Genomic DNA, 25,093 nt, shown 5'->3' with positions numbered 1-25,093 from the left:
AATGAAAAAAGAAACGGAAAAACAATTACCGGAAGGTATCACCCAGCAGATGATCGATGCTGCCAAAGGGAAAGGATTAGATGTAAGACTTGCAGAAGTTCCGATCGATGATGACGGCAATACACGTGACTTTTTAGTTTGTGTACCATCACGAACAGTCTTAGGACAGTTCAGAAGATACATGGACACAGACCCGAAAAAGGCAGATGATATTTTAGTGAAAGCCTGCCTGCTTTCGCATAAAGACGAGGTTTTGGGTGATGATGATCTCTTTACTGCAGTAATGGCTACTATTTCAGAATTAATCGTTGTTAGAAAGGGTATCATAAAAAATGTCTAACGCAATTAGAGGACATTCCTCTAATTGCACAGTCAGACGATTCACTGGATATTGACCAGCTCTGTTTTCAGTATGATGCAATGATTCGACTCTATTTCAAAGAAAACCCCGACAATCTATGTGACTATGAATTTGCCAGGAGAGTTAAAGAGCTGAAATTTTTATCAGAACAGGGTTTATTAAAATCACTATAAATGACAGGAAATTTAGGAGATCGATTCAAGATAGCATTTGGTTTTGTTGCAGCTAAGATGAGCACGCCGCTGAAAGCGAAAGGCTTTGAAGCCGAGGTAGAACAGCCCCAGAACTCGCAGATTCTTCTTTGGAACGATAAAACAAAGTTTGACGAAGTAAAACTTTACCGGGACAAGATAGAATTTGATTTCGCATTCCGGCAGGTTGCCGAAGAATACAACACTGTTTTTGCAACACCGCCGATGCTAAGTTTCAGCAGGCAGAAAAAACTTATTGTTACCAGTATTGATAATGTAGATGATATCGAAAGGGTTGAGCGTTACAATACCTCTCCTTATGAAATAGACTGGAAAGGTCTTCTAATCGATATGGACAACCATACGTTTCCTGCAGACAAACTTAAACAGTTAAATGAGATATTCAAGTTTAATGGAATCTGGAATGTCTCGAGTGAAATTTTTGACGCATTAGAAATTACTGCAGTATACATTTCAGAAGTACAGATCGAATTTGTAGAAGGTTATGAAGATACAATTGCCTACAGCTTTAAAATGAAAGCGATCAAAGATTTAGAATACCAATTATTAACCCAAAAATAAAAAACAAATAAATGAGAAAGATTATTTTAATCAGCTTGGCGCTGCTGTCTACAGCATTAACACAAGCCAGAACAAACTTAAATACCAATGATATGCTGTATTTAAACATGAATTCAAAAGCCGTATTAGGCAGTATCCAGTTAAACAACATTACCAGCTTTAATATTACCCAGACAGTGCAAGAACTGAGTTCCACTGCAAAATTAGTGGTGCCGAAGGCTTATGGTAAGATTGGCCAAAAACCAATTTTAGAGTTAATGAAAGTCGGTGACCCTGTCAAAATAGATCTCGGATATAACGGAGTCTACAATCAGGAGTTCGAAGGATATATCAGTGAGATTGAAGCTGATGCGCCGCTGATTATTCATTGCGATGATAAAATGTGGCCGTACAAACAGAACAACTGGGTAAAGCATTACAAAAGGATAGAATTAAAACCATTACTGCAGGAGCTGTTTCCCGGTCTTACAATTGACAGCCCTCAGGTTAATTTAGGAAAGCTGGAGATTGACAACGCCAGCTCTTATAATGTTATCCAGGACCTGCAGAACGATCACGGTTTATATTCAAGAATTACGGGAAACACGTTAAAAGTTGGTTTAGCGTACGATTTTGCAGACCTGAGTAAAGTCCACACCTACGATATCCGAAGTGATGTAAAAGCAAACGAGTTAAAGTACAAGCGCAAGGAAGATATGCAGGTACGGTTTAAAGCAGTAGCCAACCTGCCTAACGGTAAAAAGAAAACCGTAATGGTGGGGTCTAAACTTCCAAATGCAAGTGAAAAGACCCTGAATTTTGCCGGAAACTTTTCTGAAGCTGAATTAAAGCAGAAAGCAGAAGCTGTACTGGCAAAAGCGGTATTCGATGGTTATACCGGCTCAGTTACCGGTTTTGGAAACCCTCTTACCAGGTGCGGGGACTGTCTTAAAATAATTGACGAGCAGAACCCGGAACGCGAAGGAACTTACATGATTGAGACAGTCGAAATTTCTTATGACGATAACGGTTTTTCAAGAAAGAACACCCTTAGCTACAAAGTTTACTAACCTTAAATAATAAAACATGCCGGACGTTGAGGAATTATTCAGCCGTGTTATGAAAAAGCAGATTCAATCCTCGCGTTTTATTCAGGTTGTTTCTGGAATTGCCACAGATATCACCGAAGCAACCTGCACGGTACAGAGAGAGGGTTCGCCTGACCTTACAGGAGTGAGGCTAAATGCGATCGATGATGAAATTGAAGATCAGGTTACGATCTATCCAAAAGACAAAAGTCATGTGGTGGTAGGTATAATGGACGGTCTGAAAACCGAGGCCGTAGTACTTAAGTGCTCCGAAGTTGAGAACATGCGAATTAAATGCGGCGGAGTTTCCTTTATTGATGTCTTAAGCAGCTTTATTACAGAAGTTAAAAACGCAATTATCAACACACCTGCAGGAGCCGGAACCGTAAGCCCGGCAACAATTCAGAAACTTACTGCAGTTGAAGAAGATTTCAAAAAAATATTCAAGTAATGGCACTCAATAAAGAAACTTTAAAAAACAGTCTTAAAACTGTTTTTCAGCAAATGAGTACAAATGACAGTCAGGAAAACTCCATCGAAGTACTGGCAGATAGGTTATCTACAGTCATTTATGACTTTGTAAAAACTGCAGAAGTACAAGAGGGACAGAGTGTGAGTACTACCGGAACCGCTGCTGCTCAGACTGGTCAGACAACCACTAAAGGAATTATTATATGACAGGGATAAAAGTAGACCAGGATTTCAATTTAATTATTGATGTTGTGAGAGACAGCACAGGAAAGATCACAAGCGGCCTTGTCCTTGGCAATATTGATTATCAAAGATGCCACATGATTACAATCGCCCAGAAAGGCGATTTGAAAGGCTCGCCAACGCTTGGTTTCGGGATTGAGAACTATATGCGTGGTGTTGTAATAGATAATAATCAGAAGTTTAAAACAGAACTTCAAAAAGAGTTAAAAGCGGATGGTATTAATGCAGAAGTAATAGTTTCTGCAGACGGTACAGAATTTAAAATTAATCAAAAATGAGTTTAAAAGATAAACAAGTTACGTTCCTAAAGAATTTCGCATTACTAATAATCTGGGCTAATGAAAACGGCTATGAGGTAACTGCAGGTGAACTGTTCAGAACAGATGAACAGCACGCAATCAATATCAAAAAAGGATTGACAAAGGCCGTAAGAAGCAAGCATCAGGACAGGCTTGCAGGTGATTTGAACCTCTTTATAAAAGGAGTTTACCAAACTTCCAGAGAGCCTTATAAGCCTTTGGCTGTTAAGTGGAAATCTCTGCACCCGGATAACGTAGCGGGTTATGACTGGGGATGGGACGCCAACCACTTTGAAATGAAATAACGCTGCTAATAACTAAACAAATGGGAGAAATAGCAGGACAGGTGATTATTGCAGTTGCTTCTGCAGTAATCGCTTATATCGTTGGATATAGGAAAAACAAAATCGAAAATGAATTAAGCGAACTGGACTCAGTTCAAAAGGCAATCGAAATCTGGCAGAAAACAGCAACTGATCTGCAGGCCGAAATAAAAGAATTACGTGAGGACATTGTGAAAATGAGAAATGAGAATAGGCGACTGCATGTTGCAGTGGCAAAATTCACAAAAGCACTGCAGAAATTCGACCCAGACCTCGCTGATGAAATTAATAAAGAAATCAACAATGAACAAAATTAGCATCATTCTATTGGTCATCCTTTTTATAGGATGCAAAACCGTAAAGACGGTCGAACAGTCTCACGAAAAGCGCAAAGACAGTATAAGTTATGTTGAGCGTGTTAAAATCGATACCCTTAAAATACCTGGTGAAAAAATCCAGATTGAACTTCCCTGCGATCAGATTAAACCGCAGAGTTCTTTCCAGGGAAGGACAAAAGTAAAAGCACAACCTAATGGCAACGGCTATATTATTACGGCCAGCTGCGACAGTATCGAAAAAATAGTAATCAGTAAAGACAGGGAGATTAACAGGCTGTCAGAAGCTCTGAAAGTAAACAATACACAAAAAACCGTAGAACTCAGCTTTTTGCAGCGTTTTTGGATAGGCACTGGGAAACTGTTCTGTTTTCTTCTTTTAGTGTGGCTGATAATTATAATTGCTGCAAAATGGAAAAAGCTGCGTTAGAAGGGCAAAGTTTTCTTGATATCGCCTTACAGGGCGGATCGCTTGAAAACATACTTAATATTGATCCAAATATCAGTATTACAGATGAGCCGGTGATCGGCGAGAATTACAATGTACTAATTGATAACGCACCAATTTCCAATTATTACCAGAGAAACAAAATTGAGCCGGCTACAGCGCTGAGCGATTTAGACACATCAATCATAACACCTGATGACGGTATAGGTGCAATGAGCATAGAAAACACATTTATTGTACGATAATGGCAAGAACAACTGCAGAAATAAAACAAGAAATTACAGCCTCATTTATGAATAATGGGGTTTTAAGTCTGTTATACGGTTTTCAGATCGGCGCAGCCTTCGAAGAAACCTTTTCGAATACCGCTCTTGAAAGTATATTATTTGATATCATCGCTTTTTGTGTTTTTACACTTGAAACACTTTTTGATAAACATAAAGCGGAAATTGACGATAAACTAACCAATCAGAAATCAGGAAGGCCAAGCTGGTACAGATACATGGCACTGCAGTTTCAATATGGGTTTTCCCTGGTACCGGATAAAGATTATTTCGATAATGGAGCTGCCACAGAAGAACAGATCGAAGCTTCGAAGATTGTAAAATACGCTGCTGTTACCCAGCCTCCGGGAAGGCTTGTTATCAAAATCGCCGGGGAGATTAATAACGCCCTTGCTCCAATACCTGCAGAAGCTCTGGTTTCATTTCTGGAATATGTTGAAGAATTCAAATGGGGCGGTGTCGATGTTGATGTAATCAACTTTCTTCCCGACCGTCTGTATCTGGTTATTCAGATTGAATGTGACCCGCTGGTATTGGACGCAAACGGTATGAGTATATTAAACGGTAACTATCCTGTTAACGATGCAATCCAGCAGTATATGAAAGAACTTCCATTCGATGGACAATTGGCACTAGCGCACCTGACCGATAAACTGCAGAAGGTTCCCGGTGTAAAAATTCCGACAATCTTAAGTGCCCAGAGTTCTTGGATTGATGCAGATGCGGGAGGTTATGGACCCCCGCAGCCAATTAATATTAAAACTATTCCGGTGAGCGGGTATTTTGAAGTTCAGGGATTTGACAACATTACTTATGTATAGCTTATGTGGTTCAAAATAGATTATAATAAACTCGTAGTTCTATATCTGCCGACCTTCTTAAGAAAAGAAGCTTTAGTCTCTTATCTGCAGGCTTTAATAAAGCCGGTTGATTTTTTATACTATCTCTGGTATAACTGGCGTGTTGAGAATATTTACAAGGTAGAACATACCGGGCAGGTCTGTTCACTGAGAGGTTCTTTAAATGATAAGTTCGACCCGCAGCAGCGGCGAATTTATATCGGTAACGGTTTGGAGAATGAACCATTCTATATTTTCACTGAGGCAGAAAATCAGGAAGTATGGCTCCACACAGAAACCGAAGACGAAGTAATATGGCTGTACACTGACGCAGAAACCTCTGACAGCGGCTTTGATTTTATCGTGTGGGTGCCTCAAGAAGTATTCGACACTCAGATTAACGGGCTTAAAGCTCACATTGATTTTTATAAAACAGGTGGAAAGAATTACACCATACTAATAATTCCATAAAATGAATAACTCAAAATTTGTACAAACAGAAGGATATCCGCTGACAGCTGACAGACTGCAGGAACTGCAGACAACATTTCAAATCTTCACCTCTTTTGGAAATCTTGCCGGTGATCTGACAATTGTTACAGGATGTGAGATTGTAGGGACCACAATTAAAGACGGTACTGTTATTATTGACGGCGTACCAATAGAATTTCGTGAAGCTGCATTCGATGCTGATTCCACAGTTATTATTTATGAGGAACCAGTATCGAAACCTTTCAAAAATGGAACAGTTAAAGAAATTTATACGGTTCGTTACGCATCGATAGGAACTGCAGATACTTCATGGCTGTGGTCAGATTTTAAAAGACTTGACCCTATTGCAGTACTTATGGCCAGAATGGCAATTTTAGAAAAAAAAGCTGCAGTATTTCAAGCCGGCGGCGGTATGGTGTTATGGAACAAACCTGCAAATGAAATCCCGGAAGGCTGGCAGGAAGTAGTAAACTGGCGTGGAAAAATGCCTGTTGGTCTTGATGCTTCGCAGCCAGAATTTGACACATTAGGCTTTGCGTCTGGAAGTAAAACCAAAACGCTTTCTGAATCTGAACTTCCGGTGATATCACCAATAAACGGAACATTCTTGAAGAAAGGCACCGGTTTTGGAGGAACAACGGGACTTACAGTTGGTGATACCGGAACAGCAAATTTTAATCCTGGAGAGCTTATCAAGCCGTTTGGGGGCGGTCAGTCATTTTCAATTTTGAACCCATATCGAGTAGTTTACTTTATTGAATATATCGGATAACATGGCAACAAACTTAAATACAATTAAAAACTGGTTTAAAACCGGTTTAAAACCAACACAATCGCAATTCTGGGCAACCTGGGATTCATTCTGGCATAAGGATGAAGCAATCCCGCAGAGTTCAATTTCTAATCTTACTACGGTTCTGAATGCAAAGGCAGAAAAGAGCCAGTTTGATGCTCATAAAACCGACACGAATGCACATGCCGGATTATTCAATTTAAAAGAGGATAAAATCAACAAAGGCGCACCGGGCGGTTACGCTCCGCTTGATGGATTCGGGAAAATTGTTTCAGATTATCTGAATATGGTCGATGATCTGATAACAGGCGGTTCCAATCCGCTGACTGCAGAACAGGGAAAAATAATCCAGATACAGCTGGACGCAATTAACCTTGCAATCGGCACTGACGATATTGATCTTGATACGCTCCAGGAGATCGTTGACAAGATTAAGGAAATACAGGAAGGTCTTGACGCCTTTCTTGTCAATGATCTGACAACGGGCGGAACTACTAAGGCGCTTACTGCTGAAATGGGAAAAGTTCTGGCGGCACGGGTTGCACTTTTAGAAGTTACGCCGATAGCAGAAGATTTCTACATCGCAACTCTTATTGACAGTACAAAACTGCTTTATAAAACTGACACATTCAGAGAAATTGATCTGCAGCCGTTTGTTGGAACTGCGATCACAAATACTAATGAAATAGTCCGAAACGGCAATGATATTTTTGTTGTCGGGAATTATTCTTATGACAACAGTTTAACGGCATTTATTGTAAGCCTCATTAACTGCAGAATCAGAAATAATGTTTTAGTATTCGATTCTTCCAAGTATGCAGTTTTCCCTGCGCCTATACACGGATTAATTTTTCATAACGGATTTCTTTACAGTGCTACCAGAACCACAACAACCAACATTGCTAAGATTAACCCGTATGATTTCACAGACATAAGAACGTTATCGCTTCCAAATGATGCAACATACGGCGGACAGACAACGGATATCTTAGGATATAAAGATAAACTCTATGTTCTGGTTACTGCAGACTGGTACCAGACTTCAAAGTTTGTTGAAATATCAGATAACCTGACCCAGTACAGAAATGTATTTAACATACCTTTCAACGCAGCTTACTGGACAGCTCCGACTTCTCCTTTCTTAATTTACTGTGACGAAGTTTATATTCCATTTCTGCTTGCAGGTGATCTTATGGCAATGAGGGTTTATGATCTGCAGGGAAATTTGAGAAGGGAGCGCACAAACATTCCTTTTGTAAGTATAGTTTCAGGAAGTACTTATGCAGTTCCGCACTGGATGGGAATTTTTAACAATAAGCTTTTGATAACAAATGTTTACAGAAAGTCACTGCTGAGATTAGACTGTACGACATTAGCATCTGAGGAAGCTATCGCACTGCCTTCTGCGATAACGGACGATAATTCGATAACAAGAGACGGTTATCTTATTCTGAACGGAGAATACAACATTTATGATACGACAGCGCCGGCACAGTTAATCAAAGTGAAGTATAACAACTTTGCCGATTACACTGTTTTACTCCAGGGCGCAGCGTACAATAATGGGAAAGGCTCGTACGGTTCAATCAATAACAAGATCAACACGAACGGTTTAAACTTATTGGAGAAAAAAGATAATTATCTGACAAAGACAGCGGATTATCAGATTTTAATGAATGATTTTCCAAACAATAACTGTCTGGTAATTTTCTGTAATGCCTCGGGCGGTTCGTTAACAATTACACTTCCGGCAGCAGCTGCATCACCGGGCTATGAGGTAAGAGTTGTAAAAACCGATGTTTCGGCAAATACGGTAACAGTTAGGGGAAGCGGTGCAGAACTTATCAATGCATCTAACACCCAGGTGCTGGCTGCGCAGTATGATAAGATCAATATAAGGTCTAACGGTGCGCAGAACTTTATAATTTAATCCAAGGGGGACAGGATTTGAAAGAAGTCCTCCAACATAAATAATACTTCCTACGGTAATTATATATAGCGACAAAGCCACGGCGTTGGAGGACTGTAAAAGTCTTCTGACACGTGGCTTTTCGTCATGTTTAATTATCGTAGGAACTGCAAATATAACAATCATCAATCAAAAAACAACAGAATTAAAAAAATGAACAAATATCACCAGATACTAAATAAAATTATCACCAAAGGAAAACACCAGGATAACAAAAAAGGAAAAATAACCGACCTGAAAAACCAGGTTTTAGAATTAAAGCCGATTGATCTGCTGGAACTCTTCGAAGGCCACGCGGTTGCAAAGAAAAAATTAAAAGATGAATTATCGCTTTTCATGGCCGGTGAAAGATCAACGGAAAAGTACCGCGAGATCGGTGTAAGCTGGTGGGACTACTGCGGACCCATACTGGTTAACAGCTACCCGACGTATCTTGAAAAACTGCCGAAACTAATTGATAAGATCAACCAGGAGAAACGGCCGTCAAAGAATTATGTATTGTATTTAGGCGCAAATGATACTGAAAGCAACCAGCAGCCGTGTTTAAGTCTCATACAATTCCAGAAAGAAAACGACAAACTGATTTTAAGCGCATATCAGCGCAGTTCTGACGCTAATCTAGGTTTGCCTTCAGATATCTATCATTTGTATCTTATAAGCAAGAAAATCGACCTCAAATTAAAAAGCATCACTCTTTTTCTGGCGAATGTTCATATTTATGAGAACAATTTAGACCTCACAAAGCAGCTGCTTGCAGGTGAATCAGTAAAATTTAACTTAAACGTGGGGTAATTTGATACAATTTGAGACAATCAGATACTGCAGGACCTAATTAATTTTGCATGGTTAAATATTATTAGATCATGACACCCCAGGAAGAATTAGAAATCGATTATCATTTACTGTTTTCGTCAAACCTGCGTCCGACATCAATCGGCTACAGAGGCCTCACAAGATTATTGCTGCATGGAAGTATTCTGCACGATTCGTTAAGTAAGGACTACAGTGTTTTTGTAAACTTTACAAAAGTTTTAGATCACCTGCGTTTAGAGTATGAATTTATCACAAACGGTGTGGCGTTAAAACCAAATGCGAAAGAGAACTACAGGCGTACTGTAATGTATGGAAAGCCTCAGCAGGTGATTCAGGCGTATGCGAAAAAGCCTCAGCCATTAGGAAAAGACCAGCCTGATTTTGATAAACCGGGTTGGTGTGACAGACGTTACCCAGATGAAAAGGACAATTCTAACACACTCTAAAGATAGTGAAATGTAACGAGTTAGCCAAATTTTAAGCATAAAAAAGGACCCTAATTTTACATTTTTTTTGGAGCTTTTAAAGCTTGTTTAAAAGGTGTTTAAATTGTATCTTTGAAAAAGGAAAAGTCTAGCGAAACATCAACACGCCGTCAGGATAATGCCATGCAACGCTACATGAAAGGACGAAAAAAGCCAATGTTAAAGAAACATTGGCTTTTTATTTGTCCTGCAGATAAGGATTTGAACCTTATAATACCATAGTCCTTCAATGTTGCCATCGCCTATGTTCGCCTTACGACTTTCAGACTTTGCCGTTTGTCCACTGCAGATGTCAAATGTATATTTCTTTCGTCAAAAAATGAACATTTCAATTTATATTTGTGTACATTTCAATTTTTCGATTATAGAAGTAATTTTCAAACCTCCTGTAGAGCAATTCGCTCCCTTAGCTTCAATATCTAAATTTACTAATGATTTTTTTCCTTCTTGTCCGTTTGTGCCATCTGTTCCGTCTTCACAAGCGATTGCAGATATGGTTAAAATTATTAATGTAATGTAATGGTTAAGTTTCATTTTTAAATTATTATTTGGTAAAGTAGAGTCAATTAAAAATTATCAATTTTTTTGTTTGTTAATGTCAACACTTTTTTCAAAAAAAAACCTTGTGTTTATTACAAGGTTTTTTTTATTAGTGCTAAAAGTAAGATTAGTATCTGTAGTACTCTGGTTTGAATGGACCTTGAACTTCAACACCAATGTAAGCTGCTTGATCTTCTCTAAGAACCTCAAGCTCAACACCTAATTTAGCTAAGTGTAAAGCAGCTACTTTTTCATCTAAATGTTTTGGTAACATGTAAACTTCGTTTTTGTAAGCTGCGCTGTTGTTCCATAATTCGATTTGAGCTAAAGTCTGGTTTGTAAATGAGTTACTCATTACGAAACTTGGGTGACCTGTAGCACAACCAAGGTTAACTAAACGACCTTCGGCCAAAATGATGATATCTTTTCCAGCGATAGTATATTTGTCAACCTGAGGTTTGATTTCGATTTTAGAAGCACCGTGGTTTTTGTTTAACCAAGCCATATCAATTTCGTTATCAAAGTGTCCGATGTTGCAAACAACAGTTTTATCTTTCATTTTTTCGAAGTGGCTTCCCACAACGATATCTTTATTTCCTGTAGTTGTAATGATGATATCAGCATTAGCAATTACAGTATCTAATTTTTTAACTTCGTAACCGTCCATTGCAGCTTGTAAAGCACAAATTGGATCGATTTCAGTAACCGTTACAATAGAACCAGCACCTCTAAAAGAAGCTGCAGTTCCTTTTCCAACATCACCGTATCCACAAACAACCACTCTTTTTCCAGCTAACATTAAGTCAGTTGCACGACGAATAGCATCTACAGCAGATTCTTTACATCCGTATTTGTTATCAAATTTAGATTTAGTAACAGAATCGTTAATGTTGATTGCAGGCATTGGAAGAGTTCCAGCTTTTACTCTTTCGTAAAGTCTGTGAACACCAGTTGTAGTTTCTTCAGAAAGACCTTTAATTCCAGGAACTAATTCTGGGTAACGATCGATAACCATGTTAGTTAAATCTCCACCGTCATCTAAGATCATATTTAATGGTTTTCTGTCTTCGCCAAAGAATAAAGTCTGCTCAATACACCAGTCAAATTCTTCTTCATTTAAACCTTTCCAAGCATAAACTGAGATTCCAGCAGCGGCAATAGCAGCAGCAGCTTGATCCTGTGTAGAGAAAATGTTGCAAGAAGACCAAGTAACTTCTGCACCAAGAGCAATTAAAGTTTCGATTAAAACAGCAGTTTGAATCGTCATGTGTAAACATCCAGCGATACGCGCACCTTTAAGAGGTTGTTCGTCTTTGTATTCAGCGCGAAGTGCCATTAAACCTGGCATTTCAGCTTCAGCTAGTTCAATTTCTTTTCTTCCCCAAGCTGCTAGAGAAATGTCTTTTACTTTGAAAGCCACATAAGGCGTAGTTGTAGTACTCATTTATATTATATTTGTATAATTGTAAAATTTTTTGCAAATTTAAGGAATAGCTTTTGAATTTTACTATTTTCTGTAAGATTTGTGAAATCTTTAATTTCTTAATCTTTAGAATGTTAGTTTAAAAAATGTTTTGAACCATATAAGAGATATAAGTTCATTTAAAAAAGATCTTAACTATAAACCTTTACAGAGAATTGCTTAAATTTACTTAAGAGATATTTTAACCCCAAAGTTATATTTTCTTATATCACTTATATGGTTAAAAAAAATTACAATTAACCACTCATCATTTAGAATTAAAAAGAAATGCCTCTATTTCAGACCATACAGTTTAACGAAACAACTAAAATTTTAATTTGGGAAATAACAGAATCTTTTGATGAACTGTATAGTTGTGTAACTTTAAAAGAAAAAACACAGAAAAGATTAGACGGAATGAAATCTCAAATGCATCAACGTGCTTTTTTGAGTGTTCGTATGCTGATTCAGGAAATGGGTTTTACAGATAAAGATCTGCATTATGACGAATTTGGCAAACCCTATTTTGATTGTCATAATTATATTTCAATTACGCATTCCTATCATTTTGCGGCCATAATTATAAGTCATGAAACCGTTGGAATTGATATGGAATTACAACGCGAAAAAATTCAGAGAATCGCAGATAAATTTACAGATTTTGAATGTGATTATTTAAATCCATCATCTACCGAAGAATACATAAAAAAACTTACCGTAATCTGGGGAGCAAAAGAGGCGATCTTTAAAATCAGAAATGAAAAAGGAATCAGTTTTAAAGACCATATCAACGTAGATAATTTTTCTTTAGAAGAAACCCAAACGCACGCAAGTCTTCATTTTGATGATTTGATTAAGGATTTTGATGTGCATTACCAAGAAATCAAATCTGATAATTTTGATGGTAAGTTTACTTTGGTTTATGCTTTTGAAAAATAAATTCCAAATTTTTTCAAATTCCAAATTCCAATTTTGGGAATGTTGTCATTCCGCCGAAAGGAGAAGTCGCACAAGAAATTCCGCCATTTGTTAGATAAGTTAGTTGGATGTTTGCTTCGTTTCTCGAAATGACATTTAAACTTCACTTTCTTTTTGACGATGCTGAAACATACTCATATATAAAAAAGTACTCATTTTTCTAGCGCGCCTTTTTAAAGTTTCCACATTTTCGCCTTCAAAATGTTCGTTTAGTGTCTGAGCCCAATGATTAAGCCAGATTCCGAATTCATTTGCCGTGATTTTTTCATCAAAATGAGCATCAACTTCATTATGAACAGCATGTGGATTTCCTTTGTATTTACGAACACCAAATAAATTGGTTTCCCAAAAATCAGTTAGTTTTTCTAGGTGTAAATCCCAATCGGTAATTATTTCATTAAAATAAAAGCCGATTTCTTGATCGGCTCTTATTTTGTAGTAAAATGTATTTACTAGAAAAGTAATATCGGCTCTATTTTCTATTTGTTTTTTCACAGAAAAATTGTGTTTAAAAGAATAAATAATACACTTAATACTGAACTCAGAATTAAAAGATTAAAAACTACTTTATGTTTCATTTGAGCCAAAATTGAAGTGTTTACAAAGATACAGGCCAAAACGATAATAGCCAGCTGAATCATTTGCGGGATTGAAGTTCCATTTGCTAAAACGTACATGGCTGCAGCGCCTCCTAAACAGCTTTGTCCAATTACTGCCATTGCAGCAGAACCCATATAATTTTTGTTGAAAATGTCGAATGTTGTGTGGTATAGTGTCATGATATTCAGATTTTTATATGACAAAGGTACGTCCACATTTCCGCTCCATTTTATGATTAAAATCATAAAACAAGAACTTTTTTATCTGTATACTTTTCGGTTAATAATCTTCAATTCGCCTTTTTTCTCCAATGCTTTTATGGCTCTAATGACCGTTTCTACTCGTAAACCAGTTAAATCGCCAATTTGCTTACGGGTAAAATTAATCAGGTAACCATTTGTATCTTTTTGAAAATTAAAATAAGCAATTCCATGATCGATTAATTTTAACACACGGTGTTCTGGTTCGTGTGTCGAAATCTCAGCTGCCATAACCGATTTATAATACAAACGCTGTGCAAGATTTTCGATAATTTTAAGGCTGATAGAAGAATTTTCATCTAATAATTTCATAAATGCAGGTTTTGGCAGAAGCATGATTTCACTGTCTTCAACCGCAATAGCATTGGCAGGGTATTTTTGGTTTAGAAATAATGGCGGTTCACCAAAAGATTGCTCTTTATAAAATATGCCTTGAATAAACTCTCGTCCGTCATCATTATAGTTACTCATTTTAATTTCGCCCGAAATGATTTGATAATAATAGGATGGCAGATTTCCTTCTTCAAAAATAATTTCGTTTTTGCCGAAAGACTTTTTTACAGCACCGTATTTTTTTAGTAATTCAGGAGCAATCATAGATTTGTGTCTTCGAGTTGGTTATAGAGACTTTACAAATATAATTCATTCAAAATAGTTCTTCTACAGCAAAAACTTTACTTTTACAGCCATTATGGAACAAAAATTACGTACCAATATCCATCAGCAAATTTTAGACGCTAAAAGTAAAGGCGAGAAATTATTAGCTATACTTTTGGACCCTGATAAAATAGTTTGGGAAAACTTAGATCATTTATTACTTAAAATAAACCAATCGCCTGCAACCCATATTTTTGTGGGAGGAAGTATTGTTCAAAGTACTATTTTAGAAGATTTAATTGCACAGTTAAAGGGAAAAACAAATCTACCGGTTGTTATTTTTCCTGGAAATCCTTCGCAGATTTCTCCGCAAGCAGATGCTATTTTGTTTCTATCATTATTGTCAGGACGTAATCCAGATTATTTAATTGAATATCAGGTTCAAGCAGCTCCAATTTTGAAAAGAACAAATCTGGAAGTCATTTCTACAGGATATATTTTAATAGAAAGTGGCAACGAAACTGCTGTAGCGCGCGTTAGTAAAACTGAACCACTCAATCGTGAAAATTTAGCTTTGGCTTTGGCAACAGCTCAAGCAGGAGAAATGCTGGGCAGTAAACTCATATATCTAGAAGCTGGAAGTGGTGCTAAAAAACCAGTGCCATTAGAGATGATTTCGCTGATTGCTCAAAACATTACAATTCCTATTATTGTTGGCGGAGGAATTGTAGATTTGCACGGAATTCAAAATGCCTATAAAGCAGGTGCTGATTTAGTGGTAATTGGAACTGCTTTTGAGAATGACAGCCATTTTTTTGAATCTTAAACCTAAAGTTTCTTATGATTGATTTTTTTTTAGAAAGCTATAAAAATGCTCCATTGTGGCATATTATACTTGAATTTTTGGTTTTTGTATGCGGTATTTTAAGCGTTTGGTTTGCTAAAAAAGAAAACATATGGGTATATCCAACGGGTTTAATTGCAACAGTAATTTCAGTATATCTTTTATATATTGCCGGATATATTGGAGACATGATTATTAATGCTTATTTCTCAATTATGAGTATATATGGCTGGTATATGTGGGCAAAAGGAGGAACAGTTGAAGACAATCTTCCCATTACCCGAACAACTTTTAATGAAAAAATAATAGGGTTCTTACTGTTTATTGTAACCGTTTTTGTAGTTTTCGGGATTTATAAATATTTTGATTACGAAATTCATAAAGACAATTATGTAGATATGATTTCATCAGGAATATTCTTTGCAGGGATGTGGTACATGGCCAGAAAAAAAATAGAAAACTGGACACTCTGGATCATTGGTGATATTATTGTTGTGCCTCTTTATGCTCATCGCGGCTTAGGGATGTTGTCACTTCAATATTTAATTTTTACAATTTTAGCTATTTCAGCTTATTTAGAATGGAGAAAAATCTTAGACAGCAAAAAACAAATATCATAAAAATTGCTTTGTTTGGTCCTGAAAGTACAGGCAAAACGACTTTAGCAAAACAGCTTGCAGAGTATTATGAAACCGAATGGGTTCCTGAATTTGCACGTGATTATCTGCAAAAAAAATGGGAAGAAAACCAGCATGTTTGTAATGCCGATGATATGATGCCTATTGCGTACGGACAAGTGGCATTGGAAAATGAAAAGCTTTCTTCGGCTAAAAAATATTTGTTCTGTGATACCAATTTAATGGTTACCAAAGTTTTTTCGGAAGTATATTATGGTTTTTGCGATCCGCTTTTAAATGAAGCGGCATTGGAACACGATTATGATTTATTCTTTTTAACGAATATTGATGTTCCTTGGGAAAAAGATGATATTAGGGATAAAGCTGAAGGAAGAGAAACTGTATTTTCTGTTTTCAAACAAACTTTAATAGATACTAAAAAACCTTTTATAACACTTTCTGGAAATAAAGAAAGCCGTTTAGCAAAAGCAACAGCTATTATTGATGCCTTGAGTGTTTTGAAAGAAAAAGGATTGTCCTCAAAAGACTTTGTTGAAATTTATAATCACGGAATCTCTTCTGATGATATTTTAAAACAATTAAAATTTTTCAAAAAAGGAATTGCTAAAAGTAACTTAATAAGTCCAGCTACTGTAAATAATGGTATTTTAAGTTTAACAGAATCAGATTTTGAAAGGAAAGCAGCCTTTTTTGACAGCCAAAAAGAGGAATTAAAAATCAAAAAATTTGTTCCGGCTTCAGGTGCTGCAACCCGAATGTATAAATTTCTAACAGCCTTTTTAAATGATTTTGACATTAAAAAGGAAACGATAAATGCCTATATCAATCGAAATAACGATAAAGAACTTGCTATTTTTATTATTGGAATGGAGAAATTTCCGTTTTTTGATGAGGTAGATAAAAAACTAAGAGAAATTTATCCTGATTTTGAAAGTTTAGAGAGAGATTTTAAAAACTATTATTTCATAAAATTATTATTGTCGCCGGAATATTTTAATTCGGCCAATAAACCGAAGGCAGTTTTACCATTTCATCAGTATGTCGATCATATTGCAAATCCAATTGAAGAACATTTAAATGAATGTGTACATTATGCAACATCAAAGAATGTTTCAAATCTTCATTTTACCGTTTCAGAAATTCATCAAAATTTATTTGAAAAAGCCGTAGATGAAGTAAGAGAGAAAATTGAAAAGCCTTCAGGAATACAAATAAATATTGGGTATTCTTATCAAAATAAAAGTACAGATTCGATAAATGTTGATGCCAAAAATAAGATCGTTAGAAGTTCAAATGGAAATCTAATCTTTAGACCGGGCGGACACGGAGCTTTAATTGAAAACCTAAATAATTTGAATGCAGATATAATCTTTATTAAAAACATCGATAATGTAATCCAAAACCATATTGATAAAATTACTTTATATAAAAAAGCTTTAGGCGGAGTGTTGATTGAAGTACAGCAAAAAGTTTTTAAATATTTAAAAGTTATTGAAGACCAACAGATAAATGAAGATTCTTTGTCTGATCTTACTGAGTTTTTATCGAAAAAGCTGAATATTGAATTAGGAAAAGACTTTCATAAATTCACTTTTGAAAATAAAATAAACAAAATTAAAGAAGTATTAGACCGCCCAATCAGAGTTTGTGGAATGGTTAGAAATGAAGGCGAACCCGGTGGAGGACCGTTCTGGATAATGAATCGAAAAGGAGAAATATCACTTCAAATTGTGGAAGCTTCTCAAGTAGATTTATCAAATAAAAAACAACGGGAAATTCTCGAAGAAGCGACACATTTTAATCCTGTAGACTTGGTCTGCGGAATTAAAAATTATAAAGGGCAGAAATTTGATTTAAAAGAATTTGTAGATCATAAATCTGGATTTATTGTTGAAAAAAGTGTTGAAGGAAAACCAGTAAGAAGTTACGAGCTTCCAGGATTATGGAATGGTTCGATGGCAAATTGGCTGACCGTTTTTGTTGCAGTGCCGCTTATCACTTTTAATCCTGTAAAAACGGTAAATGATTTATTAAAACCGGCACATCAGCCACAATAATGGATAACGATAAAATCATATCAGAATTAAACTTTAAAGCCGTTAGAAGCAGTGGTGCGGGCGGACAGAATGTGAACAAAGTTTCATCAAAAGTCATTTTGTCTTTTGATCTCGAAAATTCACAAGCGTTATCTGATGATGAAAAGTTATTATTAAAAGAAAATTTATCGGCAAGATTAACTTCAGAAAACATCTTGATTTTAAATTGTGACGAAGACCGAAGCCAGCTCAAAAATAAAGAAATTGTCACCAAACGATTTTTTGAAATCCTTAAAAAGGGATTGTATGTTCCAAAGGTTAGAAAAGCTACAAAAGTTCCAAAGTCTGTAATCAAAAAAAGAATCAAGGATAAAAAGAATCTTTCTGATTTAAAACAATCCCGCAAAAAACCAAATTTAGATTAGATCCCAATACTTAGTTCCAAATTCCAAAAACAGCTTTAAAAGCATTTCAATGGAATTTGGAATTTCTTTTTTGGAGTTTTAAATATTTTAACATTACCTTTGCACTGTCTCAAAGGGGTGCTCTAAATAACGAGCTGAGATCATACCCAAAGAACCTGAGCGAGTAATGTTGCTAAGGGAAAACGACACTATCGAGCGTGCACACTTTATTTTGTCGTGAAACACATTTATTAATTTAACAAAAGAATAATTCCCCCTTTTATTCGTAATTTTTTACGAATGAAAACTTTATTTAAAGGTACTTTTAAAGGTACAAAGCTGCAAAGGCGCAAAGGTTCAAAGCTGATCCAAAAGTCGTCTGTTTTATTTCTTTCTTCTATTTTCTTTCCTCTATTCTCTTTTGCACAACAGCAAGACTCTACCAAAGTAAATTCTCTTGATGAGGTTTTGGTTTCGGCAGTTCGTGTGACTTCTAAAACACCAGTTACGTTTAGTAATATGGATAAAAAAGAGATTAAATACAGAAATCTGGGTCAAGATATTCCAGTTTTAATGAACTATCTTCCTTCGGTGGTTACAACATCTGATGCAGGAGGCGGAATAGGGTATACTGGAATCAGAGTCCGCGGAAGCGATGCAACTCGTGTAAACGTTACCATCAACGGGATTCCATATAACGATGCTGAAAGTCAGGGAACTTTTTGGGTAAATATGCCTGATTTTGCTTCTTCTGTCGAAAGTCTTCAGCTGCAGCGTGGTGTTGGAACATCAACAAATGGTTCAGGTGCTTTTGGTGCCAGTTTAAATATGCTGACTGATAGTTATGCTTCTAAAGCCAATGGAGAAATTTCAAGTTCTTACGGAAGTTTTAACTCGATGAAAAACACCGTAAAATTCAGTACAGGATTATTAAATGATCATTTTGAAGTTGCTGGACGCTTGTCTGCCATTAAATCTGATGGATATGTTGATCGTGCAAGTTCTGATTTGAAATCGTATTTCCTTCAAGGAACGTATGTTGGGAAAACCACATTAATCAAAGCTTTGGTTTTTGGCGGAACCGAAAAAACATACCAATCTTGGAACGGAATTGATGCTCAAACCTTAAATTCAGACCGAACATTCAATTCGGCTGGAATGTATACAGATGAGGCTGGAAATGTTCGTTTTTATGATAATGAAACTGATAATTACAAACAAAACCATTATCAGCTGCATTGGAGCGAATCACTTTCGGATAAATGGAGTACAAATCTTGCTTTTCATTACACAAAAGGTCAGGGATATTACGAAAATTACAAAGAAGATGCTGAAATGTCTGATTACAATCTAAATCCTGTTGGAACTATTACCACAACAGATTTAGTACGTCAGAAATGGTTAGACAATGATTTTTACGGAACAACCTTTTCAGTAAAATATAAAGAAGAAAAACTAGACGCTATTTTTGGCGGAGGCTGGAACAAATACGAAGGCGATCATTACGGAAAAGTAATCTGGGCCAGATACGCATCACAATCAGAACTTGGAGATCATTATTATGATGATTTCTCAACAAAAACAGATGGAAATATTTTTGCAAAAGCCAATTATCAATTAACTGAAAAATTGAGTTTTTATGGTGATTTACAATATCGTAGAGTTCATTACAAAGCCAATAGCTATGAAACAGGTATAGTAGATGATACTTTTGATTTCTTTAATCCAAAAGCAGGATTAAATTTCGAAATCAACCAAAAAAATACCTTATACTTTTCGTACGCTCGTGCCAATCGCGAACCTAACAGAACCGATTATGAAGGCGGAAATGTAAAACCTGAAAAATTAAACGATTTTGAATTTGGATGGAGATTTAATTCAGAGAAATTTCAGTTGAATTCTAACCTTTATTATATGGGGTACAAAGACCAATTAATCTTAACAGGAAGATTAGATGATGTTGGAAACCCAATTCGTGCCAATACCGAGAAAAGTTATCGTTTAGGTTTTGAATTTGATGCCACTATTTTACTTTCAGAAAAATTCACACTTCGACCAAACTTTACTTTAAGCAGTAATAAAAATGTTGATCTGGCTGTAGAAGGACAATATTATGGAACAACTAAAATTGCCTATTCTCCAGAAGTAATTGCAGGAAATATTATTGTTTACAAACCTATTGACAGATTGTATATTTCATTATTACAAAAATATGTAGGAGAACAGTATATGAATAATATCGAATTACCTTCGGCAAAACTAGCTGATTACTTTGTAAACGATTTGAATATCTCTTACGAAATACAACCAAAATCAGTATTTAAATCTATTACGATTACGGGTTTGGTAAATAATATTTTAGATAAAAAATATGTTTCAAACGGAGCGATGTGGGATATCTATCCCTATTATTATCCGCAGGCAGGAATTAATTTCTTAGCTGGATTGAGTCTGAAATTCTAAAATAAAAAAAGCCTGAATTTCAGGCTTTTTTTATGTTTTAATTGTAAACGTGAATTACAGTTCCGCTTACTTGAACTTTATATTGTTTTAAAGGATATTCTTTATTTCCTAGTCCTGTAAATAAACTGTAAGAAGTTTTGTCGCAGGAACATACAGCATTTATACCGTCAATTGTCATGGCCGTGCAAGAACTGATTTCCTGATTTGGGCAGGCAGCGTCAAAGGCATTGTATCCGCTTCCGGTATTAAAAATAATAATTCCCTTTGCACCATAATTTGGAACAATAACACCATTACTTGCATACTTAAGATTAGAATACAAAGGAAGATTCATATCTACAGATAAATTAACGGCATAGCTTGGTATATAAGGGTTTTTATTATTACGGTCACTTTCGCTGCAAGCAGAAAGGACACAAACAAAGACGATTAAAAGCCAGATTTTTTTCATTATTTTAATAAGAATTAGTGAAACAAAAATAATTTATTTAGATTTGATTTTTATATGATTAACATATAATTATGTACTATTAAAAATAATAGTATATTTGTAATACAAAATCCCGTCCCGATGGGATTTTTTCTATTTATATAAACGATGAAGTTATGAGTAAAGTATCTTATTACACCGCAGACGGTTTAAAAAAATTAAAAGATGAATTAGAGCATTTAAAAAGTGTAATGCGTCCTAAGGCATCTCAAGATATAGCAGACGCAAGAGACAAAGGAGATTTATCTGAAAATGCTGAATACGATGCTGCAAAAGAAGCGCAGGGTTTATTAGAAATGAGAATTGCTAAACTTGAAGAAGTGTATGCAAACGCAAGATTAATTGACGAATCACAATTAGATGTTTCTAAAGTTTTGGTGCTTTCAAATGTGAAAATTAAAAACCAAAGCAACGGAATGGAAATGAAATATACACTTGTTGCAGAAAGTGAAGCCGATTTAAAATCTGGAAAAATCTCAGTTACTTCCCCTATTGGAAAAGGTTTACTTGGGAAATCTGTTGGCGAAATTGCTGAAATCACTGTTCCTAACGGTACTTTGAAATTCGAAATCCTTGAAATCACAAGAGAATAAATTTTTTATAGTTTAACCGTTGAATCGTTAAATCGGTTAAACGATTAACCAAATAAACGAATAAACAATGGCATCAATATTCACGAAAATAGTAAACGGAGAAATTCCAGCATACAAAATAGCGGAAGACGATAACTATTTGGCTTTTTTAGATGTAAACCCAAATGCAAAAGGACACACGCTTTGTATTCCGAAACAAGAAATCGATAAGATTTTTGATATGGATGACGAGTTGTATTTAGGATTAATGAAGTTCTCTAAGAAAGTGGCGGCAGCTTTAGAAAAAACAGTTCCTTGCAAGAGAATCGGAATTGCGGTTGTTGGCCTAGAAGTACCTCATGCACATGTACATTTGATTCCGTTGAATCATATGGATGAAATGCGTTTTATAAACAAAGTTTCGCTTACAAAAGAAGAATTTGAAGCATTAGCAAAAGATATTCAAGCAAATCTTTAAGAGACTTTACAGTATAAAAAAACACCAGTTCGAGATTTTGAATTGGTGTTTTTTTATGCTTTTTATTTAAACTGGATTGTTGATTTTATATAAAATCTGAAAAGTAGTTCCTTTTCCAATTTCAGAATGCAAAACCTTGATTTTTCCATTGTGATATTCCTCAACGATTCTTTTTGTTAAAGAAAGTCCTAATCCCCAGCCGCGTTTTTTAGTTGTAAATCCGGGTTCAAAAATAGTTCTGAACTGATTTTTAGGGATACCGCTTCCAGAATCTTTCACGTTAATTTTTATATGATGGGAATCCTGTTCAATCTTAATATCCAAAGTTCCTTTTCCTTTCATCGCATCAATGGCATTTTTGATTAAATTCTCGATTGTCCAGCTGTGAAGCGTAGGATTTATAAATGCGAACAGAGGTTGCTGAGGTGCTTGATACGTAAATTCGACTTGTTTAGAAAAACGGGATTGCAAATATTCATACGTATTCAAAGTTTCCGAAACAATATCATGAGATTCTAAAACTGGAACAGAACCAATCTTAGAAAAACGATCGGTTATAGTTTGCAAACGTTCAACATCTTTTTCTATTTCCGTTGTAATAGACTGATCAATGTCTTCGGTTTTTAATATCTCAATCCACCCAATTAAAGAGGATAAAGGGGTTCCAATTTGATGTGCCGTTTCTTTCGCCATTCCAGCCCACAATTTGTTTTGCGTCGCCATTTTAGTGCTTTTATAGAAATTATAAATCAAAGCCCCAAATAAAAATATAATAAGCAGTAAAGCAACCGGATAGTATTTTAGTTTATTGAGTAAAGCTGAATTTCCGTAATATAAAGTTTGGTACTTTCCCGGAGCATATTCAAAAGTTATTGGCTCATTTTCATTTTTTAGCTTATTCAAAAATCCCTTTATTTTCTTAGGATCATTTAGAATTTCATTTGGTACATTTTTAGAGCTGACCACTTTATCATATAATATTAACACAACAGGAATGGAAGTATTGTTGCTGAAAATCTGTAGAGGAAGTTCTACATCCGTATTTTCATCGGCATTCACAATTGTAATCTGCGCATTTACAAACAACTTCATTTTTAATCGTTCCTCGTTTTTGAATATTTGGAAGAATGTATACGTATTCCAGAGAATCAGAGAAATGATCAAAAAGGAAATGAATATGATTATCCAACGGGTTGTATTTCTACTTTCGGCAAAGCGCATAAACTAATTTTTGAGGTATAAATATAACGAAATAAACACATTTTATATTTTGCGAGGCTTTAAAAGATTTGTTTTTATCTGCTCAAACTATTTTCGGAAATTAAACCATTTCTCTACTTTTGTAACTGCCAAAATGAGGTTTGGTTAAATAGAAAAATTATGATTAGCATCAATCCAAAAGAGATACCTACAGCACAACTGCAAGGTTATCTGCAAAGTGCAGTAGGACCAAGACCAATTGCGTTTGCAAGTACAATAAGCGAAAAAGGAATTCCTAATTTATCGCCATTTAGTTTCTTCAACGTGTTTAGTGCTAATCCGCCAATTTTGGTTTTTTCGCCTTCAAGACGTGTTCGTGACAATACCGTTAAACATACTCTAATTAATGCCGAAGCGACCAAAGAAGTAGTAATCAATGTTGTAAACTACGATTTGGTACAACAAACGTCGTTGGCTAGCACCGAATATGGAGACGGCGTAAATGAATTTATTAAAGCCGGATTAACACAAATTCCGTCTGATTTGGTAAAACCATATCGTGTAAAAGAATCTCCAGTTCAATTTGAATGCAAGATTACACAAATTATTCCGTTAGGAACAGAAGGAGGAGCTGGAAACCTGATTTTGTGTGAAGTAGTAAAAATTCATATCAACGAATCGATTTTAGACGAGAACGGCGCAATCGATCAGCATAAAATTGATTTGGTTTCAAGATTGGGAGGAAATTGGTATTCGAGATCGAATCAAGGACTATTTGAAGTAGCAAAACCACTTACAACATTAGGTGTTGGAGTAGATGCAATTCCGAATTTTGTGAAGGAAAGTCCTGTGTTTAACGGAAATGACTTAGGAAAATTAGGAAACATTGAAGCCTTGCCTACAACGGAAGAAGTTACTATATTTGTGAAAGAAAATTTTTCTGTAAAAGGAGTTTTAAGCTCAGACGATCAGAAAAAAGTACATTTAGAAGCCAAAAAATATCTCGATAAAGAAGATGTTATCTCAGCGTGGAAAGTGCTTTTAGCTAAAAAATAAATGAATAGAAACAATAAATAATTATAGACGAAGATGGAAGTTATAGGAAAAGTAAAAGTGGTAAATCCTGAGCAGCAAGTTAGTGCTTCATTCAAAAAAAGAGAATTAGTAGTAACTACAGATGAGCAGTATCCACAGCACATTTTAATCGAATTTACACAAGATAAATGCGATTTATTAAGCAGCTATAAGCAAGGAGAGGCAGTAAAAGTTTCTATCAATTTAAGAGGAAGAGAATGGGTTAATCCACAAGGAGAAACTAGATATTTTAATAGTATTCAAGGTTGGAGAATCGAAAGATTAGCATCTGAAGCTCCAGGTCAAGCACCTGCAATGCCAGCAGCAGAAACATTTGCTCCTGCTTCAAATGTAAACGAAGACGAACCAGACGATTTACCATTCTAAGAAAGTAAATCTCAAAATTTTTAAATTCCAAATTCCAATTCATTCAAGTGAATCTGGGATTTGGAATTTTGTTTT

At 35.6% G+C, this 25,093-nt stretch carries 33 protein-coding genes; 26 read left to right on the top strand and 7 right to left on the bottom strand.

Translation table 11 applies throughout. The features are described 5' to 3' along the window. The first annotated feature begins 1 nt into the window (after window position 1). The 16 genes from J0383_RS07805 to J0383_RS07730 all read left to right on the top strand — a co-directional run bounded on the left by J0383_RS07805 (window position 2) and on the right by J0383_RS07730 (window position 9,956). On the top strand, window positions 2–340 hold the full coding sequence (locus J0383_RS07805) for a hypothetical protein (protein ID WP_207297852.1): 339 nt from the start codon (window positions 2–4) through the stop codon (window positions 338–340). Between the two features lie 194 nt (window positions 341–534). Next, window positions 535–1,134: a DUF6046 domain-containing protein gene (locus J0383_RS07800; protein WP_207297851.1), complete on the top strand. Its 600-nt coding sequence runs from the start codon at window positions 535–537 to the stop codon at window positions 1,132–1,134. Window positions 1,135–1,145: 11 nt separating this feature from the next. Next, entirely contained in the window at window positions 1,146–2,183 is a 1,038-nt protein-coding gene (locus J0383_RS07795; RefSeq protein WP_207297850.1) for a hypothetical protein, read from the top strand. Between the two features lie 16 nt (window positions 2,184–2,199). Then, entirely contained in the window at window positions 2,200–2,652 is a 453-nt protein-coding gene (locus J0383_RS07790; protein WP_207297849.1) for a hypothetical protein, read from the top strand. Then, the gene (locus J0383_RS07785) at window positions 2,652–2,879 is read left to right on the top strand and encodes a hypothetical protein (protein ID WP_207297848.1); all 228 of its coding nucleotides are present in this window, start codon (window positions 2,652–2,654) and stop codon (window positions 2,877–2,879) included. The genes J0383_RS07790 and J0383_RS07785 overlap by 1 nt, the downstream gene beginning before the upstream one ends. Then, window positions 2,876–3,193, top strand: coding sequence for a hypothetical protein (locus J0383_RS07780; RefSeq protein WP_207297847.1), 318 nt, complete (start codon window positions 2,876–2,878; stop codon window positions 3,191–3,193). Before J0383_RS07785 ends, J0383_RS07780 begins: the two co-directional genes overlap by 4 nt. Then, the gene (locus J0383_RS07775) at window positions 3,190–3,519 is read left to right on the top strand and encodes a M15 family metallopeptidase domain-containing protein (RefSeq protein WP_207297846.1); all 330 of its coding nucleotides are present in this window, start codon (window positions 3,190–3,192) and stop codon (window positions 3,517–3,519) included. Before J0383_RS07780 ends, J0383_RS07775 begins: the two co-directional genes overlap by 4 nt. Window positions 3,520–3,539: 20 nt before the next feature. After that, the gene (locus J0383_RS07770) at window positions 3,540–3,854 is read left to right on the top strand and encodes a hypothetical protein (protein WP_207297845.1); all 315 of its coding nucleotides are present in this window, start codon (window positions 3,540–3,542) and stop codon (window positions 3,852–3,854) included. Then, entirely contained in the window at window positions 3,841–4,302 is a 462-nt protein-coding gene (locus J0383_RS07765; RefSeq protein WP_207297844.1) for a hypothetical protein, read from the top strand. The genes J0383_RS07770 and J0383_RS07765 overlap by 14 nt, the downstream gene beginning before the upstream one ends. Continuing rightward, window positions 4,284–4,565, top strand: coding sequence for a hypothetical protein (locus J0383_RS07760; protein ID WP_207297843.1), 282 nt, complete (start codon window positions 4,284–4,286; stop codon window positions 4,563–4,565). Before J0383_RS07765 ends, J0383_RS07760 begins: the two co-directional genes overlap by 19 nt. Next, the gene (locus J0383_RS07755) at window positions 4,565–5,425 is read left to right on the top strand and encodes a nucleotidyltransferase (RefSeq protein ID WP_207297842.1); all 861 of its coding nucleotides are present in this window, start codon (window positions 4,565–4,567) and stop codon (window positions 5,423–5,425) included. Before J0383_RS07760 ends, J0383_RS07755 begins: the two co-directional genes overlap by 1 nt. 3 nt (window positions 5,426–5,428) lie before the next feature. Beyond that, window positions 5,429–5,914, top strand: coding sequence for a hypothetical protein (locus J0383_RS07750; RefSeq protein WP_207297841.1), 486 nt, complete (start codon window positions 5,429–5,431; stop codon window positions 5,912–5,914). A 1-nt stretch (window position 5,915) separates the two neighbouring features. Further along, the gene (locus J0383_RS07745) at window positions 5,916–6,707 is read left to right on the top strand and encodes a hypothetical protein (RefSeq protein ID WP_207297840.1); all 792 of its coding nucleotides are present in this window, start codon (window positions 5,916–5,918) and stop codon (window positions 6,705–6,707) included. Between the two features lies 1 nt (window position 6,708). Then, window positions 6,709–8,658, top strand: a complete 1,950-nt coding sequence (locus J0383_RS07740; RefSeq protein WP_207297839.1) for a hypothetical protein — start codon at window positions 6,709–6,711, stop codon at window positions 8,656–8,658. 192 nt (window positions 8,659–8,850) lie between these two features. Next, the gene (locus tag J0383_RS07735; RefSeq protein ID WP_207297838.1) at window positions 8,851–9,489 is read left to right on the top strand and encodes a thymidylate synthase; all 639 of its coding nucleotides are present in this window, start codon (window positions 8,851–8,853) and stop codon (window positions 9,487–9,489) included. A gap of 71 nt (window positions 9,490–9,560) precedes the next feature. Further along, on the top strand, window positions 9,561–9,956 hold the full coding sequence (locus J0383_RS07730) for a hypothetical protein (protein ID WP_207297837.1): 396 nt from the start codon (window positions 9,561–9,563) through the stop codon (window positions 9,954–9,956). A gap of 372 nt (window positions 9,957–10,328) precedes the next feature. Here J0383_RS07730 and J0383_RS07725 read toward each other — a convergent pair whose 3' ends face one another. Continuing rightward, window positions 10,329–10,529 (bottom strand): hypothetical protein, encoded by a 201-nt coding sequence (locus J0383_RS07725; RefSeq protein ID WP_207297836.1) that lies wholly within the window; start codon window positions 10,527–10,529, stop codon window positions 10,329–10,331. A gap of 133 nt (window positions 10,530–10,662) precedes the next feature. After that, entirely contained in the window at window positions 10,663–11,979 is a 1,317-nt protein-coding gene (gene ahcY / locus J0383_RS07720) for an adenosylhomocysteinase (RefSeq protein ID WP_207297835.1), read from the bottom strand. 306 nt (window positions 11,980–12,285) lie between these two features. Here ahcY and J0383_RS07715 point away from each other — a divergent pair, with 306 nt between their 5' ends. Next, window positions 12,286–12,936 carry a 4'-phosphopantetheinyl transferase family protein gene (locus tag J0383_RS07715; protein ID WP_207297834.1) on the top strand — a complete coding sequence of 217 codons (651 nt, stop codon included), beginning with the start codon at window positions 12,286–12,288 and terminating at the stop codon, window positions 12,934–12,936. Window positions 12,937–13,071: 135 nt separating this feature from the next. Here the strand turns inward: J0383_RS07715 and J0383_RS07710 are convergent, their stop codons facing one another. Genes J0383_RS07710 through J0383_RS07700 form a run of 3 tightly spaced genes read right to left on the bottom strand, consistent with a single transcriptional unit; the run spans window position 13,072 to window position 14,432 of the window. Beyond that, on the bottom strand, window positions 13,072–13,470 hold the full coding sequence (locus J0383_RS07710; RefSeq protein WP_207297833.1) for a group III truncated hemoglobin: 399 nt from the start codon (window positions 13,468–13,470) through the stop codon (window positions 13,072–13,074). Beyond that, window positions 13,467–13,820 carry a hypothetical protein gene (locus J0383_RS07705; RefSeq protein ID WP_239023272.1) on the bottom strand — a complete coding sequence of 118 codons (354 nt, stop codon included), beginning with the start codon at window positions 13,818–13,820 and terminating at the stop codon, window positions 13,467–13,469. Before J0383_RS07705 ends, J0383_RS07710 begins: the two co-directional genes overlap by 4 nt. Before the next feature lie 15 nt (window positions 13,821–13,835). Beyond that, complete coding sequence (locus J0383_RS07700) at window positions 13,836–14,432, bottom strand: Crp/Fnr family transcriptional regulator (protein WP_207297832.1); 597 nt, start codon at window positions 14,430–14,432, stop codon at window positions 13,836–13,838. Window positions 14,433–14,526: 94 nt separating this feature from the next. Here J0383_RS07700 and J0383_RS07695 point away from each other — a divergent pair, with 94 nt between their 5' ends. The 5 genes from J0383_RS07695 to J0383_RS07675 all read left to right on the top strand — a co-directional run bounded on the left by J0383_RS07695 (window position 14,527) and on the right by J0383_RS07675 (window position 20,817). After that, window positions 14,527–15,258: a geranylgeranylglyceryl/heptaprenylglyceryl phosphate synthase gene (locus J0383_RS07695; protein WP_207297831.1), complete on the top strand. Its 732-nt coding sequence runs from the start codon at window positions 14,527–14,529 to the stop codon at window positions 15,256–15,258. A 14-nt stretch (window positions 15,259–15,272) separates the two neighbouring features. Further along, entirely contained in the window at window positions 15,273–15,896 is a 624-nt protein-coding gene (gene pnuC, locus J0383_RS07690; RefSeq protein WP_207297830.1) for a nicotinamide riboside transporter PnuC, read from the top strand. Then, window positions 15,857–17,971: a DUF4301 family protein gene (locus tag J0383_RS07685; protein ID WP_207297829.1), complete on the top strand. Its 2,115-nt coding sequence runs from the start codon at window positions 15,857–15,859 to the stop codon at window positions 17,969–17,971. The genes pnuC and J0383_RS07685 overlap by 40 nt, the downstream gene beginning before the upstream one ends. Then, window positions 17,971–18,375: an alternative ribosome rescue aminoacyl-tRNA hydrolase ArfB gene (gene arfB / locus J0383_RS07680; RefSeq protein WP_207297828.1), complete on the top strand. Its 405-nt coding sequence runs from the start codon at window positions 17,971–17,973 to the stop codon at window positions 18,373–18,375. The genes J0383_RS07685 and arfB overlap by 1 nt, the downstream gene beginning before the upstream one ends. A 279-nt stretch (window positions 18,376–18,654) precedes the next feature. Beyond that, window positions 18,655–20,817 carry a TonB-dependent receptor gene (locus J0383_RS07675; RefSeq protein ID WP_207297827.1) on the top strand — a complete coding sequence of 721 codons (2,163 nt, stop codon included), beginning with the start codon at window positions 18,655–18,657 and terminating at the stop codon, window positions 20,815–20,817. Between the two features lie 37 nt (window positions 20,818–20,854). On the opposite strand, the gene J0383_RS07670 is transcribed toward J0383_RS07675, so the two are convergent. Continuing rightward, window positions 20,855–21,268: a Rieske (2Fe-2S) protein gene (locus tag J0383_RS07670; RefSeq protein WP_207297826.1), complete on the bottom strand. Its 414-nt coding sequence runs from the start codon at window positions 21,266–21,268 to the stop codon at window positions 20,855–20,857. Between the two features lie 155 nt (window positions 21,269–21,423). On the opposite strand from J0383_RS07670, the gene greA reads away from it, so the two are divergent. Together greA and J0383_RS07660 are read left to right on the top strand one after the other, a co-directional pair. Then, window positions 21,424–21,900 (top strand): transcription elongation factor GreA, encoded by a 477-nt coding sequence (gene greA, locus J0383_RS07665; RefSeq protein WP_207297825.1) that lies wholly within the window; start codon window positions 21,424–21,426, stop codon window positions 21,898–21,900. Between the two features lie 67 nt (window positions 21,901–21,967). Further along, complete coding sequence (locus tag J0383_RS07660; protein ID WP_207297824.1) at window positions 21,968–22,357, top strand: HIT family protein; 390 nt, start codon at window positions 21,968–21,970, stop codon at window positions 22,355–22,357. 66 nt (window positions 22,358–22,423) lie between these two features. On the opposite strand, the gene J0383_RS07655 is transcribed toward J0383_RS07660, so the two are convergent. Further along, a complete protein-coding gene (locus J0383_RS07655) occupies window positions 22,424–23,578 on the bottom strand; it encodes a sensor histidine kinase (protein WP_207297823.1) in 1,155 nt (384 codons plus the stop codon). A gap of 159 nt (window positions 23,579–23,737) precedes the next feature. Between J0383_RS07655 and J0383_RS07650 the strand changes: the two genes are divergently transcribed. Both J0383_RS07650 and J0383_RS07645 read left to right on the top strand, forming a co-directional pair. Beyond that, complete coding sequence (locus tag J0383_RS07650) at window positions 23,738–24,613, top strand: flavin reductase family protein (RefSeq protein ID WP_207297822.1); 876 nt, start codon at window positions 23,738–23,740, stop codon at window positions 24,611–24,613. A 33-nt stretch (window positions 24,614–24,646) separates the two neighbouring features. Next, on the top strand, window positions 24,647–25,018 hold the full coding sequence (locus J0383_RS07645; protein WP_207297821.1) for a DUF3127 domain-containing protein: 372 nt from the start codon (window positions 24,647–24,649) through the stop codon (window positions 25,016–25,018). Window positions 25,019–25,093 lie beyond the last annotated feature (75 nt).

The sequence above is a fragment of the Flavobacterium endoglycinae genome, assembly GCF_017352115.1.
Classification (GTDB): domain Bacteria; phylum Bacteroidota; class Bacteroidia; order Flavobacteriales; family Flavobacteriaceae; genus Flavobacterium; species Flavobacterium endoglycinae.
This window is presented reverse-complemented; position numbering and strand designations above follow the sequence as displayed.

Excerpts from the sequence above, each read along its gene's own strand:
- J0383_RS07800 (WP_207297851.1), top strand. The coding sequence starts at position 535 with ATGACAGGAAATTTAGGAGATCGATTCAAGATAGCATTTGGTTTTGTT.
- J0383_RS07735 (WP_207297838.1), top strand. The coding sequence starts at position 8,851 with ATGAACAAATATCACCAGATACTAAATAAAATTATCACCAAAGGAAAA.
- J0383_RS07790 (WP_207297849.1), top strand. The coding sequence starts at position 2,200 with ATGCCGGACGTTGAGGAATTATTCAGCCGTGTTATGAAAAAGCAGATT.
- J0383_RS07775 (WP_207297846.1), top strand. The coding sequence starts at position 3,190 with ATGAGTTTAAAAGATAAACAAGTTACGTTCCTAAAGAATTTCGCATTA.
- J0383_RS07700 (WP_207297832.1), bottom strand. The coding sequence starts at position 14,432 with ATGATTGCTCCTGAATTACTAAAAAAATACGGTGCTGTAAAAAAGTCT.
- J0383_RS07675 (WP_207297827.1), top strand. The coding sequence starts at position 18,655 with ATGAAAACTTTATTTAAAGGTACTTTTAAAGGTACAAAGCTGCAAAGG.
- J0383_RS07695 (WP_207297831.1), top strand. The coding sequence starts at position 14,527 with ATGGAACAAAAATTACGTACCAATATCCATCAGCAAATTTTAGACGCT.
- J0383_RS07745 (WP_207297840.1), top strand. The coding sequence starts at position 5,916 with ATGAATAACTCAAAATTTGTACAAACAGAAGGATATCCGCTGACAGCT.
- greA (WP_207297825.1), top strand. The coding sequence starts at position 21,424 with ATGAGTAAAGTATCTTATTACACCGCAGACGGTTTAAAAAAATTAAAA.
- J0383_RS07765 (WP_207297844.1), top strand. The coding sequence starts at position 3,841 with ATGAACAAAATTAGCATCATTCTATTGGTCATCCTTTTTATAGGATGC.
- J0383_RS07795 (WP_207297850.1), top strand. The coding sequence starts at position 1,146 with ATGAGAAAGATTATTTTAATCAGCTTGGCGCTGCTGTCTACAGCATTA.
- J0383_RS07750 (WP_207297841.1), top strand. The coding sequence starts at position 5,429 with ATGTGGTTCAAAATAGATTATAATAAACTCGTAGTTCTATATCTGCCG.
- ahcY (WP_207297835.1), bottom strand. The coding sequence starts at position 11,979 with ATGAGTACTACAACTACGCCTTATGTGGCTTTCAAAGTAAAAGACATT.
- J0383_RS07650 (WP_207297822.1), top strand. The coding sequence starts at position 23,738 with ATGATTAGCATCAATCCAAAAGAGATACCTACAGCACAACTGCAAGGT.
- J0383_RS07705 (WP_239023272.1), bottom strand. The coding sequence starts at position 13,820 with ATGATTTTAATCATAAAATGGAGCGGAAATGTGGACGTACCTTTGTCA.
- J0383_RS07645 (WP_207297821.1), top strand. The coding sequence starts at position 24,647 with ATGGAAGTTATAGGAAAAGTAAAAGTGGTAAATCCTGAGCAGCAAGTT.
- J0383_RS07715 (WP_207297834.1), top strand. The coding sequence starts at position 12,286 with ATGCCTCTATTTCAGACCATACAGTTTAACGAAACAACTAAAATTTTA.
- J0383_RS07740 (WP_207297839.1), top strand. The coding sequence starts at position 6,709 with ATGGCAACAAACTTAAATACAATTAAAAACTGGTTTAAAACCGGTTTA.
- pnuC (WP_207297830.1), top strand. The coding sequence starts at position 15,273 with ATGATTGATTTTTTTTTAGAAAGCTATAAAAATGCTCCATTGTGGCAT.
- J0383_RS07670 (WP_207297826.1), bottom strand. The coding sequence starts at position 21,268 with ATGAAAAAAATCTGGCTTTTAATCGTCTTTGTTTGTGTCCTTTCTGCT.
- arfB (WP_207297828.1), top strand. The coding sequence starts at position 17,971 with ATGGATAACGATAAAATCATATCAGAATTAAACTTTAAAGCCGTTAGA.
- J0383_RS07780 (WP_207297847.1), top strand. The coding sequence starts at position 2,876 with ATGACAGGGATAAAAGTAGACCAGGATTTCAATTTAATTATTGATGTT.
- J0383_RS07655 (WP_207297823.1), bottom strand. The coding sequence starts at position 23,578 with ATGCGCTTTGCCGAAAGTAGAAATACAACCCGTTGGATAATCATATTC.
- J0383_RS07785 (WP_207297848.1), top strand. The coding sequence starts at position 2,652 with ATGGCACTCAATAAAGAAACTTTAAAAAACAGTCTTAAAACTGTTTTT.
- J0383_RS07755 (WP_207297842.1), top strand. The coding sequence starts at position 4,565 with ATGGCAAGAACAACTGCAGAAATAAAACAAGAAATTACAGCCTCATTT.
- J0383_RS07725 (WP_207297836.1), bottom strand. The coding sequence starts at position 10,529 with ATGAAACTTAACCATTACATTACATTAATAATTTTAACCATATCTGCA.
- J0383_RS07805 (WP_207297852.1), top strand. The coding sequence starts at position 2 with ATGAAAAAAGAAACGGAAAAACAATTACCGGAAGGTATCACCCAGCAG.
- J0383_RS07770 (WP_207297845.1), top strand. The coding sequence starts at position 3,540 with ATGGGAGAAATAGCAGGACAGGTGATTATTGCAGTTGCTTCTGCAGTA.
- J0383_RS07730 (WP_207297837.1), top strand. The coding sequence starts at position 9,561 with ATGACACCCCAGGAAGAATTAGAAATCGATTATCATTTACTGTTTTCG.
- J0383_RS07685 (WP_207297829.1), top strand. The coding sequence starts at position 15,857 with ATGGAGAAAAATCTTAGACAGCAAAAAACAAATATCATAAAAATTGCT.
- J0383_RS07660 (WP_207297824.1), top strand. The coding sequence starts at position 21,968 with ATGGCATCAATATTCACGAAAATAGTAAACGGAGAAATTCCAGCATAC.
- J0383_RS07760 (WP_207297843.1), top strand. The coding sequence starts at position 4,284 with ATGGAAAAAGCTGCGTTAGAAGGGCAAAGTTTTCTTGATATCGCCTTA.